The organism is Leifsonia sp. TF02-11 (genome assembly GCF_017565305.1).
Classification (GTDB): domain Bacteria; phylum Actinomycetota; class Actinomycetes; order Actinomycetales; family Microbacteriaceae; genus Leifsonia.
This window is the reverse complement of record NZ_JAGEKP010000027.1, coordinates 1-14,842: the sequence shown is the minus strand read 5'-3', so window position 1 is coordinate 14,842 and position 14,842 is coordinate 1. Positions and strand designations below refer to the sequence as shown.

At 66.8% G+C, this 14,842-nt stretch carries 18 protein-coding genes; 13 read left to right on the top strand and 5 right to left on the bottom strand.

What is annotated here, in order from left to right; all coding sequences use genetic code 11:
* Positions 1-36: 36 nt before the first annotated feature.
* The 3 genes from JNB50_RS23025 to JNB50_RS23015 form a co-directional block, all read right to left on the bottom strand.
* Positions 37-1,104 (bottom strand): cation diffusion facilitator family transporter, encoded by a 1,068-nt coding sequence (locus JNB50_RS23025; RefSeq protein WP_208042423.1) that lies wholly within the window; start codon positions 1,102-1,104, stop codon positions 37-39.
* Positions 1,101-1,481 (bottom strand): metalloregulator ArsR/SmtB family transcription factor, encoded by a 381-nt coding sequence (locus JNB50_RS23020; RefSeq protein WP_208042422.1) that lies wholly within the window; start codon positions 1,479-1,481, stop codon positions 1,101-1,103. The genes JNB50_RS23025 and JNB50_RS23020 overlap by 4 nt, the downstream gene beginning before the upstream one ends.
* A 161-nt stretch (positions 1,482-1,642) precedes the next feature.
* Positions 1,643-2,050: a four-helix bundle copper-binding protein gene (locus JNB50_RS23015; protein WP_208042421.1), complete on the bottom strand. Its 408-nt coding sequence runs from the start codon at positions 2,048-2,050 to the stop codon at positions 1,643-1,645.
* A 163-nt stretch (positions 2,051-2,213) separates the two neighbouring features.
* On the opposite strand from JNB50_RS23015, the gene JNB50_RS23010 reads away from it, so the two are divergent.
* Genes JNB50_RS23010 through JNB50_RS22990 form a run of 5 tightly spaced genes read left to right on the top strand, consistent with a single transcriptional unit; the run spans position 2,214 to position 7,669 of the window.
* A complete protein-coding gene (locus tag JNB50_RS23010; RefSeq protein WP_208042420.1) occupies positions 2,214-2,423 on the top strand; it encodes a heavy-metal-associated domain-containing protein in 210 nt (69 codons plus the stop codon).
* 35 nt (positions 2,424-2,458) lie between these two features.
* Positions 2,459-4,753: a heavy metal translocating P-type ATPase gene (locus JNB50_RS23005; RefSeq protein ID WP_374222281.1), complete on the top strand. Its 2,295-nt coding sequence runs from the start codon at positions 2,459-2,461 to the stop codon at positions 4,751-4,753.
* Between the two features lie 24 nt (positions 4,754-4,777).
* Positions 4,778-5,035 (top strand): YHS domain-containing protein, encoded by a 258-nt coding sequence (locus JNB50_RS23000; protein ID WP_208042419.1) that lies wholly within the window; start codon positions 4,778-4,780, stop codon positions 5,033-5,035.
* 58 nt (positions 5,036-5,093) lie between these two features.
* Positions 5,094-7,334 carry a heavy metal translocating P-type ATPase gene (locus JNB50_RS22995; RefSeq protein ID WP_374222280.1) on the top strand — a complete coding sequence of 747 codons (2,241 nt, stop codon included), beginning with the start codon at positions 5,094-5,096 and terminating at the stop codon, positions 7,332-7,334.
* A 17-nt stretch (positions 7,335-7,351) separates the two neighbouring features.
* Positions 7,352-7,669 (top strand): metal-sensitive transcriptional regulator, encoded by a 318-nt coding sequence (locus JNB50_RS22990; RefSeq protein WP_208042418.1) that lies wholly within the window; start codon positions 7,352-7,354, stop codon positions 7,667-7,669.
* Positions 7,670-7,686: 17 nt separating this feature from the next.
* On the opposite strand, the gene JNB50_RS22985 is transcribed toward JNB50_RS22990, so the two are convergent.
* Positions 7,687-7,932, bottom strand: coding sequence for an SHOCT domain-containing protein (locus JNB50_RS22985; protein WP_307794848.1), 246 nt, complete (start codon positions 7,930-7,932; stop codon positions 7,687-7,689).
* A 137-nt stretch (positions 7,933-8,069) separates the two neighbouring features.
* On the opposite strand from JNB50_RS22985, the gene JNB50_RS22980 reads away from it, so the two are divergent.
* The 3 genes from JNB50_RS22980 (at position 8,070) to JNB50_RS22970 (ending at position 10,883) form a co-directional block, all read left to right on the top strand.
* A complete protein-coding gene (locus JNB50_RS22980; RefSeq protein ID WP_208042417.1) occupies positions 8,070-8,531 on the top strand; it encodes a DUF6153 family protein in 462 nt (153 codons plus the stop codon).
* 83 nt (positions 8,532-8,614) lie between these two features.
* Positions 8,615-9,223 (top strand): DUF305 domain-containing protein, encoded by a 609-nt coding sequence (locus JNB50_RS22975; RefSeq protein ID WP_208042416.1) that lies wholly within the window; start codon positions 8,615-8,617, stop codon positions 9,221-9,223.
* 115 nt (positions 9,224-9,338) lie between these two features.
* Positions 9,339-10,883, top strand: coding sequence for a multicopper oxidase family protein (locus JNB50_RS22970; protein ID WP_208042415.1), 1,545 nt, complete (start codon positions 9,339-9,341; stop codon positions 10,881-10,883).
* A gap of 359 nt (positions 10,884-11,242) precedes the next feature.
* Here JNB50_RS22970 and JNB50_RS22965 read toward each other — a convergent pair whose 3' ends face one another.
* Positions 11,243-12,946, bottom strand: a complete 1,704-nt coding sequence (locus JNB50_RS22965) for an FAD-dependent oxidoreductase (protein ID WP_208042414.1) — start codon at positions 12,944-12,946, stop codon at positions 11,243-11,245.
* A gap of 110 nt (positions 12,947-13,056) precedes the next feature.
* Between JNB50_RS22965 and JNB50_RS22960 the strand changes: the two genes are divergently transcribed.
* The 5 genes from JNB50_RS22960 to JNB50_RS22940 form a co-directional block, all read left to right on the top strand.
* Positions 13,057-13,239: a hypothetical protein gene (locus tag JNB50_RS22960; protein WP_208042413.1), complete on the top strand. Its 183-nt coding sequence runs from the start codon at positions 13,057-13,059 to the stop codon at positions 13,237-13,239.
* 2 nt (positions 13,240-13,241) lie between these two features.
* On the top strand, positions 13,242-13,598 hold the full coding sequence (locus JNB50_RS22955; protein WP_208042412.1) for a co-chaperone YbbN: 357 nt from the start codon (positions 13,242-13,244) through the stop codon (positions 13,596-13,598).
* A 70-nt stretch (positions 13,599-13,668) separates the two neighbouring features.
* Positions 13,669-13,935, top strand: coding sequence for a metal-sensitive transcriptional regulator (locus JNB50_RS22950; protein WP_208042411.1), 267 nt, complete (start codon positions 13,669-13,671; stop codon positions 13,933-13,935).
* Positions 13,932-14,297: a DsrE family protein gene (locus tag JNB50_RS22945; RefSeq protein WP_208042410.1), complete on the top strand. Its 366-nt coding sequence runs from the start codon at positions 13,932-13,934 to the stop codon at positions 14,295-14,297. Before JNB50_RS22950 ends, JNB50_RS22945 begins: the two co-directional genes overlap by 4 nt.
* 384 nt (positions 14,298-14,681) lie before the next feature.
* A partial coding sequence (locus JNB50_RS22940; RefSeq protein ID WP_208042457.1) for a transposase occupies positions 14,682-14,842 on the top strand: 161 nt, incomplete at its 3' end.

Genomic DNA, 14,842 nt, shown 5'->3' with positions numbered 1-14,842 from the left:
AAGGTACCGGAAGTTCTTCGTGCTGACGTGCTTCAGTCAGCGGCTGGCAGCTGTCGGGGTGACGACGAAGTCGTCGAGGTTGCGCAGTTCGCTGCGGACGTGCTCGGAGGCGTGTTCGGCGACGTGCGTGGCGTCGTGCAGGGTTTCGGCGTCGGTGGTGATGATCGCAGATCCCAGCAGGCGGTGGCCAACCCAGCGCAGTTTGACGGTCTGGATGCCGGTGACCCCGTTGGCGTGTTCGAGGGCGCGCTCGATGCGCGCGATGAGGTCGGGGTCGACCGCGTCCATTAGGCGCGCGCCGACGGATTTGATGGTTCCCCAGAGCAGTACGAGGATCGAGATCGAGATCAGCAGACCGATGATCGGATCGGCGATCGGGAAGCCGAGCAGCACACCGATCGCTCCGAGTACGACGGAGAGTGACGTGATTCCGTCTAGGCGAGCGTGCACACCATCGGCCACGAGGGCTGCGGAGCCGATCTTGCGTCCGACCCGGATACGGTAGATGGCCACGAGTTCGTTACCTGCGAAGCCAATGAGGCCGGCGACGATGAGCCACCAGGCGTTCTCTACTGGGCGCGGGTGGATGAATCGATCGATCGCCTCCCAGCCTGCGATGACGGCCGAGAGGGCGACGACGAAGATGATAAACAGGCCGGCCAGATCTTCCGCGCGGCCGAATCCGAATGTGTATCGTCGGGTCGCGGCCCGGCGGCCGAGAACGAAGGCGATCCACAGCGGGACTGCCGTCAGCGCGTCCGCGAAGTTGTGGATGGTGTCGGCCAGCAACGCGACCGAACCGGTGAATACGACAAAGATCAGCTGCAGCACCGTGGTGCCCAACAGAATGAACATCGACACCTTCACCGCAGTGACACCGGCGTTGCTCGCCTCGAGTGCGTCATCCACGGAGTCGGCGGCGTCGTGCGTGTGCGGGACGAAGAGGTCGTAGAGGAAGCCCTTCACTCCGCCATGCGGATGGTTGTGGCCGTGCTCGTGATCGTCCTTATGGGGGTGGCTGTGCTCATGGGAACCGCTGTGCTCGTGCTCGTGCTCGTGCTCGTGGTCGTGGTTGTCGTGTTCGTGGGTGTGCGGGCCGTTCACGCGTGGACTTCCTCAACTGTGGCCGCCTCGGTGTGGTGGTGACGGGGGGTTCCGCCGAGCGAGTGCTCGGCCTGGAGGATCGCATCGGTCACCAAGCGGCTCGCGTGCTCGTTCTCCAGCCGGTAGAACACTCGCTGCCCGTCTTGCCTTGTCGATACGATTCGGGCGAGGCGCAGCTTCGCCAGGTGCTGTGACACGGCCGAGGGCTGCTTGTCGAGAATGTCTGCCAGGTGGTTCACGGATAGCTCGCCCGTGTCCTTCAATGCCAGAACGATTCGTACGCGCGTCGCGTCGGCCAGCATCCCGAACACTTCGACGGCGAGTTCGACGAACTGGCTGTCGGGAAGGCGTCCGCAAATCGTCTTATCTGCATCCATACGCAGATTATAAGTTCTAATAGTGCACTGTTCGCAACCCCAGCCACTAGCAAGTCCGCTCTCCATTAGAGATACCGGAGGGTATTCCGCGTCAAGCAAGCAGCCCCGCGGCAGTTGGGTGGCCCAGCGGCACTCTCCGCGATGGCGCCTTCGCCAGGTGTCTACCCGATAGCGTCAAGCAACTCGGCGCATGCCCGTTCGCAGCGCCGACACGCCTCGGCGCAGATACGGCAGTGCTCGTGCATGTCGGCATGCTTCTCGCATTCGTCCGCGCAGGCTCCGCAAACGATGCGGCCGGACTCGAGCGCCGCCCGGGTGACGTTGGCGTCGTAGCCGGTGTGGCGCGACAGAACGTTGGCGGTTGAGCCACAGATGTCGGAGCAGTCCAGATCCGTTCGGATGCACTTGGTGAGTTCGGCGACCATCTGCTCACTGAGGCATGCGTCGGCGCAGGCTGTGCAGGCCTGGGCGCACTCGATGCACGCCTCGATACAGGCGCCGAGTTTGTCGCGGTCTACGCCTCCAAGATCCCCCGGATACGTCTCAAGCATTCGCGTTGCGGTCGACATGATGACTCCCTACCTCTTCGTTGATCCCGCCTTCGGATGCGACGGTACCCGCCGGCCCACCGTTTTCCACCCGTCATCCCGGTTTGCGGGAATACCGTCTAGGGGTATCCTGTTCTTGAACGAAGATACCCTCGGAGGGTATCCGCTATGTTATGGAGGAACGATGGAGACAATCGACTACCAGGTGACCGGGATGACCTGCGGGCACTGCGAGCGTGCCGTGTCCAGCGAGGTGGGCCAGGTGGCTGGCGTCGAGGGCGTGAAGGTGTCCGCAAGCGACGGCGTGCTGCACGTCACCACTGGTACCGGAGTGGACGATGCCGCGGTGCTCGCCGCGGTCGATGAGGCCGGCTACACCGCCGTACGCAAGTAAGTACCTATCCCTCCCACGACCGCAAGGAGCCCGACGTGTCAGCATTCCCCACTCCCGCCGGCGGATCGACCCTCGAACTCGAGGTCGGCGGGATGACGTGCGCGTCATGCGCGATGCGGATCGAGAAGAAGCTGAACCGGCTCGATGGTGTCACGGCGACCGTGAATTACGCCACCGAGAAAGCACGTGTGTCGATCCCGGCAGGCATGGATATGGCGGCGGTCATCGAGGAGGTTGAGAAGACCGGCTACACCGCGGCCCTGCCCGCCGTCGGGCCGGCCGCAGCAGAGAACGCGAGCGACCCGGAGCTGACCGGGCTGCGCAACCGCCTGATCGGCAGCGTGGCACTGTCGGTTCCGGTCATCGCACTGGCGATGATTCCGGCTCTGCAGTTCCCCTACTGGCAGTGGCTCTCGCTCACCCTCGCGGCACCGGTTGTCGTGTGGGGTGCGTGGCCGTTCCACAAGGCTGCCTTCATCAACGCCCGCCACGGGGCGGCGACCATGGACACCCTCGTGTCGATCGGCACCTTGGCCGCGTTCGCGTGGTCGCTGTACGCGCTGTTCTTCGGCACGGCCGGAATGCCGGGCATGAGGCACGGATTCAGCTTCACCGTGGCCGCCTCCGATGGGGCAGGCAACATCTACCTTGAGGTTGCGGCCGGGGTGACCACGTTCGTCCTCGCCGGCCGCTACTTCGAGAAGCGATCGAAGCGACAGGCCGGCGCGGCATTGCGAGCGCTGCTGGAGTTGGGTGCCAAAGATGTCGCGGTCCTGCGGGACGGACACGAGACGCGCATCCCGATCGAGAAGCTGCAGGTCGGCGACGAATTTGTCATTCGACCGGGCGAGAAGATCGCCACCGACGGTGTCGTTGTCGACGGTGCGAGCGCCATCGACATGTCCCTGCTGACCGGCGAGTCCGTGCCGGTCGCGGTCGCCGTGGGGGATGCGGTGTCCGGTGCCACCGTCAACGCCGGCGGCCGCCTGCTCGTGCGGGCCACCCGGATCGGCAGCGACACCCAGCTGGCCCAGATGGCCAAGCTGGTCGAGGACGCTCAGTCCGGCAAGGCCGAAGTTCAACGCCTCGCCGACCGGATCTCCGGCATCTTCGTACCGATCGTGCTCGGCATCGCTGTCGTCACTCTCGCCGCGTGGCTGATCACCGGCCACCCAGCCGCGGCAGCGTTCACCGCCGCGGTCGCGGTGCTGATCATCGCCTGCCCGTGCGCACTGGGCCTTGCCACCCCCACCGCATTGCTGGTCGGAACGGGACGCGGGGCGCAGCTCGGCATCCTGATCAAGGGACCCGAGGTGCTGGAGTCCACCCGCACCGTCGACACGATCGTGCTGGATAAGACCGGCACCGTCACCACCGGGAAGATGACTCTGGTCGACATCGTGACAGCTCCCGGGGTCGATGAGAGCGCCCTGCTCCGAGTTGCCGGCGCCGTCGAAGCAGCGTCCGAGCACCCCATCGCCCGAGCCATCGCCGGCGCAGCGACCGAGCGCACCGGACCACTCCCGGTTCCGGAGTCCTTCGCGAACATCGAGGGCCGCGGAGTGCACGGCATCGTCGACGGTCACCTGGCGCTGGTCGGGCGGGCGTCGCTTCTTGAGGAGTGGTCCATTGCTCTCGACGAGTCCCTGACCGCCGCGAAGAACGTTGCGGAAGCGGCCGGCCGGACGGTCGTGAGCGTGGCCTGGGACGGCCGTGCCCGCGGGCTGCTTGTCGTCGCGGACGCCATCAAGCCGACCAGCCGCGAGGCGGTGGCCGCCCTCAAGCAGATCGGACTCACCCCGATCCTGCTCACCGGCGACAACGCCACCGTCGCTCGGGAAGTCGCCGATGCCGTCGGCATCGACACGGTGATCGCCGAAGTGCTCCCGCAAGACAAAGCAGAGACCATCCGTCGCCTGCAGGCCGAGGGCAAGACCGTTGCGATGGTGGGCGATGGCGTGAACGATGCCGCCGCCCTGGCCACGGCGGACCTGGGGCTCGCGATGGGGACCGGAACCGACGTCGCGATCGAGGCCGCCGACATCACCCTCGTCCGTGGCGACCTGCGCGCCGCAGCCGATGCGGTCCGCCTCGCCCGCCGCACCTTGGGCACCATCAAGACCAACCTGTTCTGGGCGTTCGCCTACAACGTCGCCGCGATCCCGCTGGCCGCCCTCGGCCTGCTCAACCCGATGATCGCCGGAGCCGCGATGGCGTTCTCCAGCGTCTTCGTCGTCAGCAACAGCCTCCGGCTACGCGGCTTCCGCCCCCGCGGCACCGCCACCACACCGACCGTCGACACCCCCACCCGTGTCCTCGAGACCGTCTGACCACCAACGAAAGGGAACACCACCATGACCGACAGCTGCTGCAGCACCACCGGCAACCACGACGACGCCGCCGCCTTGCCTGCCGGAAGCACGAACCTCCTCGGCGGCACCGGCGCAGACGACCTCACAGAGTGCGTGGTGATGAAGGGAAGCACCGTCAGCAAGGCGAAAGCAGAAGCAGCCGGCCTCTACCGCGACTACAACGGTGAGCGGTACTGGTTCTGCTGCGCCGGCTGCGCACCCCGTTTCGACGCCGATCCCGCGGCCTACGTCGCCGCGTAACCGTCACCGCCCGGTACAGGCGGACTCCAGCACATCACCCAGGTGAAGGGCTAACACCATGACCGATCACAACGGGCACGACCACCACGCCCAGCACACCATCCCCACCGAGACCGAGCCTGGTCACGGGCAGGATGCCCCCGACATGAGCGGCCACGCACAGGACGCGGGCCGGGACACCGGACGCGACATGGCCGGGCACGCCGAACACGACATGGCCGGACACGACATGGCTGCGCACTCCGGGCACGGAGCAATGGGCGGGCATACCGGCCACGGTGACCACGTCGGCCAGTTCCGCCGCCTGTTCTGGATCATGCTGATCGTCGCCGTTCCCGTGGTCGGGTTCTCTCCGATGTTCGCGATGATCCTGGGGTATCCGCTGCCGGACGCCGCCTGGGTCGCGTGGATCTCACCCGTCCTCGGCACCGTCATGTACGTCTGGGGAGGCCGCCCCTTCCTGACCGGCGCCGTCAGCGAACTGCGGGCTCTCAAGCCCGGAATGATGCTGCTGATCGCGCTGGCGATCACGGTCGCCTTCCTCGCCTCCTGGGGCGCCAGCTTGGGCATCCTGGATCATCAGCTCGACTTTTGGTGGGAGCTCGCCCTCCTCATTGTGATCATGCTGCTCGGGCACTGGATCGAGATGCGCTCCCTGGCGCAAACCACCTCCGCGCTCGACTCGCTCGCCGCCCTGCTGCCCGATGAGGCGGAGCGGGTAGAGGGCGACAATACCGTGCAGGTGGCACCCGCCGACCTGCGGGTGGGCGATGTTGTGGTGGTCCGCCCTGGCGGCCGAATCCCCGCGGACGGCCGCATCGTCTCTGGGTCGGCGAGTATGGACGAGTCGATGATCACCGGCGAATCCCGCACCGTCCGCCGTGACATCGGCGCCGCCGTCGTCGCCGGCACCGTCGCCACCGACTCCGGCCTGCGCGTCGAGATCACCGCCGTCGGCGACGACACCGCGCTGGCCGGCATCCAGCGCCTGGTCAGCGACGCGCAGAACTCCTCCTCCCGCGCGCAGCGGATCGCCGACACCGCAGCCGCCTGGCTGTTCTGGTTCGCCCTCGGCTCCGCCGTCATCACCGCGGTCGTGTGGACCCTGATCGGCCTGCCCGACGAGGCGGTCGTGCGCACCATCACCGTCCTGGTGATCGCCTGCCCGCACGCGCTCGGCCTGGCCATCCCGCTGGTGGTCTCCATCGCCACCGAGCGCGCGGCCCGCGGTGGTGTCCTGGTGAAGGACCGGCTGGCCCTGGAGAGCATGCGCACCGTCGAAACGGTCCTCTTCGACAAGACGGGCACCCTGACCAGGGGCGAACCCACCGTCACCGCCATCGAGACCACTGACAGGATGAGCTCCGATCAGCTTCTGGCACTGGCCGCCGCGGCCGAAGCCGACTCCGAGCACCCCCTCGCCCGGGCGATCGTCAACGCCGCCACCGCAGGTCACCTGCAGGTGGGCGGGGCATCCGGTTTCGAGTCGTCACCGGCCGTTGGAGTATCGGCCACGGTCGACGGCCACCACATCCAGGTCGGAGGCCCCAACCTGCTACACGAGGCGGGCGTCGACGAACTCCGAGTCGCCGACGCCTGGCGGGAGGATGGCGCGATCATCCTCCACGTCCTTGTCGACGGGCAGGTCGCTGGCGCGCTGAAGCTCGCCGACGAGATCCGCGAGGAGTCCCGGCAGGCGGTCGACGCGCTGCACGCACAGAACGTGCAGGTCGTGATGATCACCGGCGACGCCGACGCGGTCGCCAAGTCGGTCGCGACCGACCTCGGCATTGACCGGTACTTCGCCGGGGTGCGACCCGAGGACAAGTCCGCGAAGGTCAAGGAGCTGCAGGAGGAGGGCCGCAAGGTGGCGATGGTCGGCGACGGCGTGAACGACGCGCCCGCGCTGGCCCAGGCCGACGTCGGCATCGCGATCGGCGCCGGCACCGATGTGGCAATCGCCTCCGCCGGGGTCATCCTCGCCAGCGACGACCCCCGCTCCGTGCTATCGGTGATCGAGCTCTCCCGGGCCAGCTACCACAAGATGAAGCAGAACCTCTGGTGGGCAGCCGGCTACAACTTGATATCCGTCCCGCTCGCCGCCGGTGTCCTCGCACCCATCGGCTTCGTTCTTCCGATGTCGGTCGGCGCCATCCTGATGTCGCTGTCCACCATCGTCGTCGCACTCAACGCGCAGCTGCTACGCCGACTCGACCTGCGACCGGAGACCAGCGCCCGAGCCGCCCTCGACCGATCCCGTACGATGCCGGAGACCCCGCAACCCGCCTCCCGCGTCTAACCATTCTTGGAGCCTCCATGAACGACACCACGGCCGCCACACAGCATGAGCACGAACACGGCTACATCACTGACAAAGCCAGCTACATGCGCCGCCTCAGCCGCATCGAAGGACAAGCCCGCGGAATCGCCCGGATGGTCGACGAGGAGCAGTACTGCATCGACATCCTCACCCAGATCTCCGCGCTCACCTCCGCCCTCAAGAGCGTCGCCCTCGGCCTGGTCGACGACCACCTCAAGCACTGCGTCGCCGACGCCGTGCTGCTGAGCGGCGAGGAAGGACAGGCCAAGATCCAAGAAGCCAGCGACGCCATCGCCCGGCTCGTCCGCTCCTAAAAGCGCGCCCGATCGGATCAGCTGCTCGAGCGTCCCAGCTCGTCGCACCGCCTGACGTATTCCTCGTGATCAATCTCGCCTCGGGCATACCGCTCGTCAAGGATCGCCCGGGCAGAGGGACGCAGCGGGACAGAGTTATCTCCACCCGACGGTCCCCGCCGGGTCAGAGCAACGACCAGCACGACGACAACCGCGATGATCAGCAGTGGCACGACCAGCCAGAAGACCCACCAAGCGCCGCCGCCCATCATCCACCCGTACACGGCCGCCTCCTCTGGGATGTCCTTCACCCAGCATGACGCATGGATCCCGAAAGAGATCGGGTACTAAGTCCCGTCAAGTAAAACCCCCGGCGGGTATCCAGACTGCGCCGTTACCGTGTCTCTTGAAAGGAGGAGAAATGCTCGCCGATTGTTTTTCGATGCGCACCCGCACCTGGCGTTGCGTCCTCGTCCTCCTGATCGCGGTCGCCGGTGTCGTAACCGGGATCCTAGCGATGCACGTGGTCAGCACTCCCATGAGCCAAATGCATCAGGCCGGGAGTGAACCGGTGGTAACCCTCGCGGCTGCGTCACACACTGACCAGTCGCACACGGCAACTGTCGTGCCGTCCCCGCCGGACAACGCGATGAGCACTGGATGCGCGGCCGGCGAGTGCGACCCGATGCACGACATGACCGCCATGGTCTGCACCCTGGCGCTTCTGGCAGTGACCATCCTCCTGATCGCTCCCGCACTCGGCCGGGCACTGCTGGGCGTCGCCTCGCGCGCCGTGCCTGCGAACCTGGCCCGCAGGTTCGCCCGATCCATCGGGGCACTATCCCCACCATCGCTTGTGGCTCTTTCAGTCGATCGCAGATGACGCACGCTGCACCCGCGCACCGCGTGGAGGTGCTTCCGCCTGCCCACCATCCGCAGATTCCACACGACGAAAGAGACCACCCAATGAACACCAAACTGATCGCGATCGCATCCGGCGCGCTCCTGACAGCGGCCGCCCTGGCGGGCTGCACCGCCGGCTCCTCCGGAAACAACTCCGGCATGGGCAACATGCCCGGAATGGACCACAGCACCTCGAGCACCGACACGGTAACCTCCGACCACAACCAGGCCGACATCACCTTCGCCATGGACATGGTTCCCCACCACAAGCAGGCCATCGAGATGTCCGACACCCTCCTGGCCAAGCAGGGTGTGGACCCGCGGGTCACCGACCTCGCTCAGAAGATCAAGGCCGCCCAGCAGCCCGAGATCGACACCATGAACGGCTGGCTCACCACATGGGGTCAGAAGACCGACATGGGCGGGATGGACATGGGCGGTGGCGGGATGATGTCGCAGCAGGACATGGACGCTCTGAAGAACGCGTCCGGCGCGGACGCCGCGAAACTGTTCCTCACCCAGATGATCCAGCACCACCAGGGCGCCATCACCATGGCCACGACCGAGACCGGGCAGGGGAAAGCGACCGACGCCGTCACGCTGGCGAAGAAGATCGCCGCAGCACAGACCGCCGAGATCGCCACCATGAAGCAGCTCCTGGCGAGCCTGTAACCCTTCCCGGTCCACCAGACGCGGGCGCCGTCACCCCTCTCCCCCCAATCCGTGGCGGCGCCCGCCCCTCCGCTTCTCTCTCGACCCCTCTGGTCGCTTCTCCACAGGACATCTGATGAACAACCCGAACCTCACCCGCCGCAGCCTCCTCCTGGGCGGCGCCGGCGTAGCCACTGCGTTCGCCCTCGCCGCCTGCACGGGCGGCCCGAACCTTCTCACCGCCACCAGCAGCCCCGTCGCCGCGGCCGAGAAGGCGCGCCGACGCACCGGGCACAGCACCCGCGTCGAGTTGACCGCCGGCAAGGCCGACATCGATCTGGCCGGCCGCACCGCCTCCACCTGGGCGTACAACGGGCAGGTCCCCGGACCGACGATCCGCGCCACCGCCGGTGACAGCATCCAGGCCCGCGTGATCAACCAGCTGCCGGATGACACCACCGTGCACTGGCACGGCATCGCCCTGCGCAACAACATGGACGGCGTCCCGCCGATCACCCAGCAGCCGATCACTCCCGGAGCCTCCTTTGACTACGAGTTCACCGCCGACGCGCCCGGAACCTACTGGTACCACCCGCACGTCGGCCCGCAACTCGACCGCGGCCTCCAAGGCCCGCTCATCATCGAAGACCCGCACGAACCGCTCAGCTACGACCACGACTGGGTACTCATCCTTGACGACTGGCTCGACGGCGTCACCGCCACCCCCGACCAGGTCCTCGCCGATCTCAAGAAGGGAATGAGCGGCATGGGCGGAATGGGCGGCATGGGAGGGATGGGAGGGATGATGGGCGGCGGCCAAGACGGCGGCACCCCTACCCGCAACGGCAATCTGCTTACCGGCACCGCCTCCAGCCTGCTCGGCGGCGACTCCGGAGACGTCTACTACCCCTACTACCTCATCAACGGCCGCCCAGCAGGAGACCCGGCGACCTTCACCGCCAAACCTGGCCAGCGCGTACGCCTGCGCATCATCAACGCCGGCGGCGACACCGCGTTCCGGTTCTCCGTCGGCGGACACCGGCTCACCGTCACCCACACCGACGGATACCCGGTGAACCCAGTCGAGGGCGACAGCATCTTGCTTGGAATGGGCGAACGCTACGACGCGATCATCACTATCGCCGACGGCGCCTTCCCCATCATCGCCGAAGCCGTTGGCAAAGCCGCCCGCGGCTTCGCCGTCCTCCGCTCAAACCTCAGCAGCCCCTCGCCAAGCTCAGACAGCTCAGCAGCGCCCACCACGTTGCCGATCACCGCGTCGATTCTCACCGCCACCCCCGCCGACACCCTGCGGCGACGCGGCGTCGACCGCCGTATCAAGATCGCCCTCACCGGCGGAATGATGAAGTACGACTGGGGCATCAACGGCAAAGCGTTCGACATGAACAACCCCCTCGACGGCGCCTACTCCGTTCGACAGGGAGAACGCGTTCAGTTCACTATCGCCAACCAGACCATGATGTGGCACCCCTTCCATATCCACGGCCACACCTTCCAGCTCGACGGCGGCCCACGCAAAGACACCGCTATCGTGCTGCCCCACCAGTCCGTTACGGTGCTGCTCGACGCCGACAACCCCGGCCGGTGGATGACCCACTGCCACAACATCTACCACGCCGAAGCCGGCATGATGGCCGTCCTCGGCTACGAGAAGAACTGAGTCAACGACGCTCCTTGCGTTCGCGATGCCCCCCCGTCCAGTGGGCTGCTCATGCGCGTCCGAGCCAAGTACCAAGGTGTGAGCCCGTCAGCAACGGCATGTCAACTGGTTGGTCCCAGGGCACCTGGATCGACAAGAGCACAGATGATTAGCGCAGCTTCCCATACCCAGCGCCGTCGTACGGAAGGGATGTTGTGGCGGATACGGCAGTTGAGGCTAGAGGATTGGTGGCGAGTATCGCCTTGGACGTGACCGCGCTCCTATTCACACGGTGGACATGCTCGCCATCATCCTCGGCGCGCCTGGTAAGAGCCGCGGCCGCGAGACGGCCGCTGGCCCTGGTAACCGCGACATACGCTCTACGCGTTTGCGGTGGCGGGAATGTTCGCCCTCCATCTGATGCTCTGCCGGGCGTTGTTATCTCGGGAGGCGGTGGCGCCTGATGTTCCGGCGGCCCAGGTGCGGTAGCCGCCGTCGAGGTTGACGACGTCGCGGCCGTGCTGAGCGAGGATGCGCGCGGCGGTGTGGCCGCGCTGGCCCACTTGGCAGTGCACGACGAGCGGACCGTCGGGCAGTTCGGCGAGCCGGCCGCGGAGTTCGTCGACGGGGATGTTGACCGCTCCCGGGATGGCGCCGGCGGCATGCTCGTGGGCGGTGCGGACGTCCACGAGGGTCGTCCCGACCTTCAGCGCCGTGCCGAGCTCGTGCCACTGAAGGGTGCGGGTGGCGCCGGTGCGGAGGTTGTCGGCCACGTAGCCGAGCTGGTTGACCGGGTCCTTTGCGGAGCCAAACTGAGGGGCGTAGGCCAGCTCCAGACGGGTGAGGCGGGATGCGGTGATGCCGCCGGTCATGGCGACCGCGAGCACGTCGATGCGCTTGTCCACGCCTTCGCCGCCGACGATCTGAGCGCCGAGGATCGCATCCGAAACCGGGTCGACCAGGAGCTTCATCGACATGGGCTGGGCGCCCGGGTAGTAGGTGGCGTGCGAGGCGGGGTGGGTGTGGATGACGCGGTGCGCGCGGCCGGCGGTGACCAGCTGCCGCTCGCTCCACCCGACCTTCGCGGCGACGGTGTCGAACACCTTCACGATCGCGGTGCCCAGCGCCGGGGTGTTCTGCTCGTCGCGTCCTGCGATCACGTCGGCGACGGTGCGGCCGTGACGGTTGGCGAGACCTGCCATCGCGACCAGGACTTCCGATCCGGAGAGCGCGTCGACCTTCTCGACGCCGTCGCCGACGGCGTAGATGTGCGGGTCGCTCGTGCGGTTGGCGGCGTCGACGGCGATCCCGCCCGTGGGCCCAAGACGGAGGCCGGCGGAGCGGGCGAGGTCGACGCTGGGCACGACCCCGGAGGCGTCGACGATGAAATCCGGCCGCAGCATCGCGCCGTCGCTGAGCCGCACCGCGCCAGCCTCGGCCGAATCGATGGTAACCGCGGTGCGGATGTCGACGCCGTGGCTGCGCAGCTGCGCCTCCATGGGCGCCACCATCTCTGGGTCCAGCGGGGTGAGGATCTGCGTCGACCGCTGGATGAGGGTGACGTGGATGCGGCGGCGCACCAGGTTCTCGACGGCCTCCAGGCCGATGAACCCTCCCCCGACGACGAGGACCGACGGATTGTCCGCGGCCGCCTGCACGAGCACGCCGATCGCGTCTACGTCTTCGACGGTGCGGAGGGTATGGGTGGGGATGCCGGTATGCCCTGCCGCCTCCCGCACGGATGCCCCGACGGCGAGGATCAGCTCATCGTAGCATTCGACGAAGGTGTCGCCCGCGGCCACATCGAGAACCGACACCGTGCGTGCGGCGGGGTCGACGCTGATCACCTCGTGCCCGGCGCGGACATCCAACCGGAACCGCGCCGCGAGCGACTGCGGCGTCTGCAGCAGCAGCGACGACCGATCGGCGATCACCCCGCCGACGTAATACGGCAGCCCGCAGTTCGCGTACGAGACATACGGACCCCGTTCGAACACCACGATCTCCGCAGACTCGTCGAGCCTGCGCAGCCGGGTCGCTGCGGACATTCCTGCGGCGACTCCGCCGACAATCACGGTCTTCATGCTGTGGACCTCCTGAGGTCGGCTTGTTATACCCTACCGGGTATCGTACTATACGGAGGGGGGTATAACCAACCGCCCCCAGCCGACCTTGAGAAAGCGAGCCTCAACCCATGTGCTACCCCGCCACCTGCAAAGTCTGCGGCAAGACGACATGGAGCGGCTATGGCCAGCACGTCGCCGACGTGCGCCGCCGCGTGCCCGCGAACCAGTGGTGCAACGGCACCCACACCGACGCCGAGAAGGCCGCCGCATCTGGCGGTGGCTTCTTCGGCCGGCTCTTCGGACGCGGCTGACCATGAGCACCGTCACCGTAACCGCCGAGACACTGAAGGGCCGCATCGAGCAGCACGACATCGTGCTGCTCGACTTCTGGGCAGCCTGGTGCGGGCCCTGCCGCATGTTCGCCCCTGTGTTCGAGGCGGTATCCGAGCCGCACCCCGACATCCTGTTTGGCAAAGTCGACACCGAGGCCGAGCAGGAGCTCGCCGCCGCCGCGGGCATCACGTCCATCCCCACGCTCATGGCGTTCCGCGGCGGGGTCCTCGTGTTCTCCCAGCCCGGCGCGTTCGCCGCGCGGGAGCTTGAGGACCTGATCGGCCAGATCCGCGCCATCGACCCCGCAGAACTGAGCGCAGCCAAGGCACGCGCGTGAGTCGACGAGATACCCTGGCGGGTACCTCGACCCGCTCGCCCCGCCGGCATCCCCCAGAGAGAAGACAACCGTGGCCATCACTACCACCGATATTAAGCCCGTACTCAACCGCCTCCGTCGGGCGCAGGGCCAGCTGAACGCCGTCATCACCGCCGTAGAGAATGGCGGCAAATGCCGCGACGTCGTCATCCAGCTCGCCGCCGTCTCCAGCGCCCTCGACAAGGCCGGATTCCAGATCATCTCGACGGCGATGCAGAAATGCCTCACCGACCCCGAGGACACCACCGACCCGATGACCGTCGAGGAGCTCCAGAAGCTCTTCATGACACTGGCGTGAAGAAGGCGACGGAAGCCGCCATGTCCTCGGGCGTCGTCGTTCACCTCGACGAGGCCGAGCCGACCAAACACGCGACCGTTCTCCGAAACGTCAGCAACCTCCTCGATGCGCTCGATCCTGGAACGCAGATCGAACTCGTCGTCCACGGCCCCGCCATCGGCATCCTCCTACCGGGCGGCCCGCACAGCGAGATTGTGCGGGCACTCCAGAACCGGGGACTCGCCGTGGTCGCCTGCCAGAACACCCTCCGCAGCGAACACATCAGCCCGGAGCAACTCATCCCGGACGCCGCGATCGTCCCATCCGGCGTCGCGCACCTCGTGCTTCGGCAACGCGAAGGGTGGGCGTACCTACGGCCGTAATCTCGGTGAGAGCCCCGATAGTGGTCAGCCCGTTTGCCGCCAGATCGTGCACGGTCGGGCCGGACACCTCAGCGCGCTAATTCTTCTCGTCTGCTCTCCGATGCGCCGAGTTCTGGCTGCGGTGCTGTGTGCATCTTTGCAGACCGCACGTTCGCCCATAGAACAGCCTGTGCCCCGATGGCGCACAGCCAATTGACACCTGCTTGGTGCAGATAAGGAAGCCCGAGACGGCCACTCTTGAGGATCTTGTGGAGCGGCAGGTCCGCGCGAACGCACCGGATCGGCTCTGATTCTGCGATAACATCCAGCACCGCGGGGCGTGAGGAACGGATTGGTGACAACTGATCGTTAGTGCCGGGAGGCGCTGACGGGGAGGATGTCATCATGCCCGGCCCCTATCCCAGAGAGTTCCGCGAGGACGTCGTTGCGGTTGCTCGCAGCCGCGAGAGCGGCGTCACCATCAAACAGATCGCCGCCGACTTCGGTATCAGCGAAGCGACGTTGCAGAACTGGCTCCGTCAAGCCGACGTCGAAGACGGTAACCG

Bases quoted from the DNA above. Each gene is read 5' to 3' on its own strand.
- JNB50_RS22995 (WP_374222280.1), top strand. From the start codon at position 5,094: ATGACCGATCACAACGGGCACGACCACCACGCCCAGCACACCATCCCC.
- JNB50_RS23000 (WP_208042419.1), top strand. From the start codon at position 4,778: ATGACCGACAGCTGCTGCAGCACCACCGGCAACCACGACGACGCCGCC.
- JNB50_RS22960 (WP_208042413.1), top strand. From the start codon at position 13,057: ATGTGCTACCCCGCCACCTGCAAAGTCTGCGGCAAGACGACATGGAGC.
- JNB50_RS23010 (WP_208042420.1), top strand. From the start codon at position 2,214: ATGGAGACAATCGACTACCAGGTGACCGGGATGACCTGCGGGCACTGC.
- JNB50_RS22975 (WP_208042416.1), top strand. From the start codon at position 8,615: ATGAACACCAAACTGATCGCGATCGCATCCGGCGCGCTCCTGACAGCG.
- JNB50_RS22980 (WP_208042417.1), top strand. From the start codon at position 8,070: ATGCTCGCCGATTGTTTTTCGATGCGCACCCGCACCTGGCGTTGCGTC.
- JNB50_RS22955 (WP_208042412.1), top strand. From the start codon at position 13,242: ATGAGCACCGTCACCGTAACCGCCGAGACACTGAAGGGCCGCATCGAG.
- JNB50_RS22970 (WP_208042415.1), top strand. From the start codon at position 9,339: ATGAACAACCCGAACCTCACCCGCCGCAGCCTCCTCCTGGGCGGCGCC.
- JNB50_RS22965 (WP_208042414.1), bottom strand. From the start codon at position 12,946: ATGAAGACCGTGATTGTCGGCGGAGTCGCCGCAGGAATGTCCGCAGCG.
- JNB50_RS23015 (WP_208042421.1), bottom strand. From the start codon at position 2,050: ATGTCGACCGCAACGCGAATGCTTGAGACGTATCCGGGGGATCTTGGA.
- JNB50_RS22990 (WP_208042418.1), top strand. From the start codon at position 7,352: ATGAACGACACCACGGCCGCCACACAGCATGAGCACGAACACGGCTAC.
- JNB50_RS23020 (WP_208042422.1), bottom strand. From the start codon at position 1,481: ATGGATGCAGATAAGACGATTTGCGGACGCCTTCCCGACAGCCAGTTC.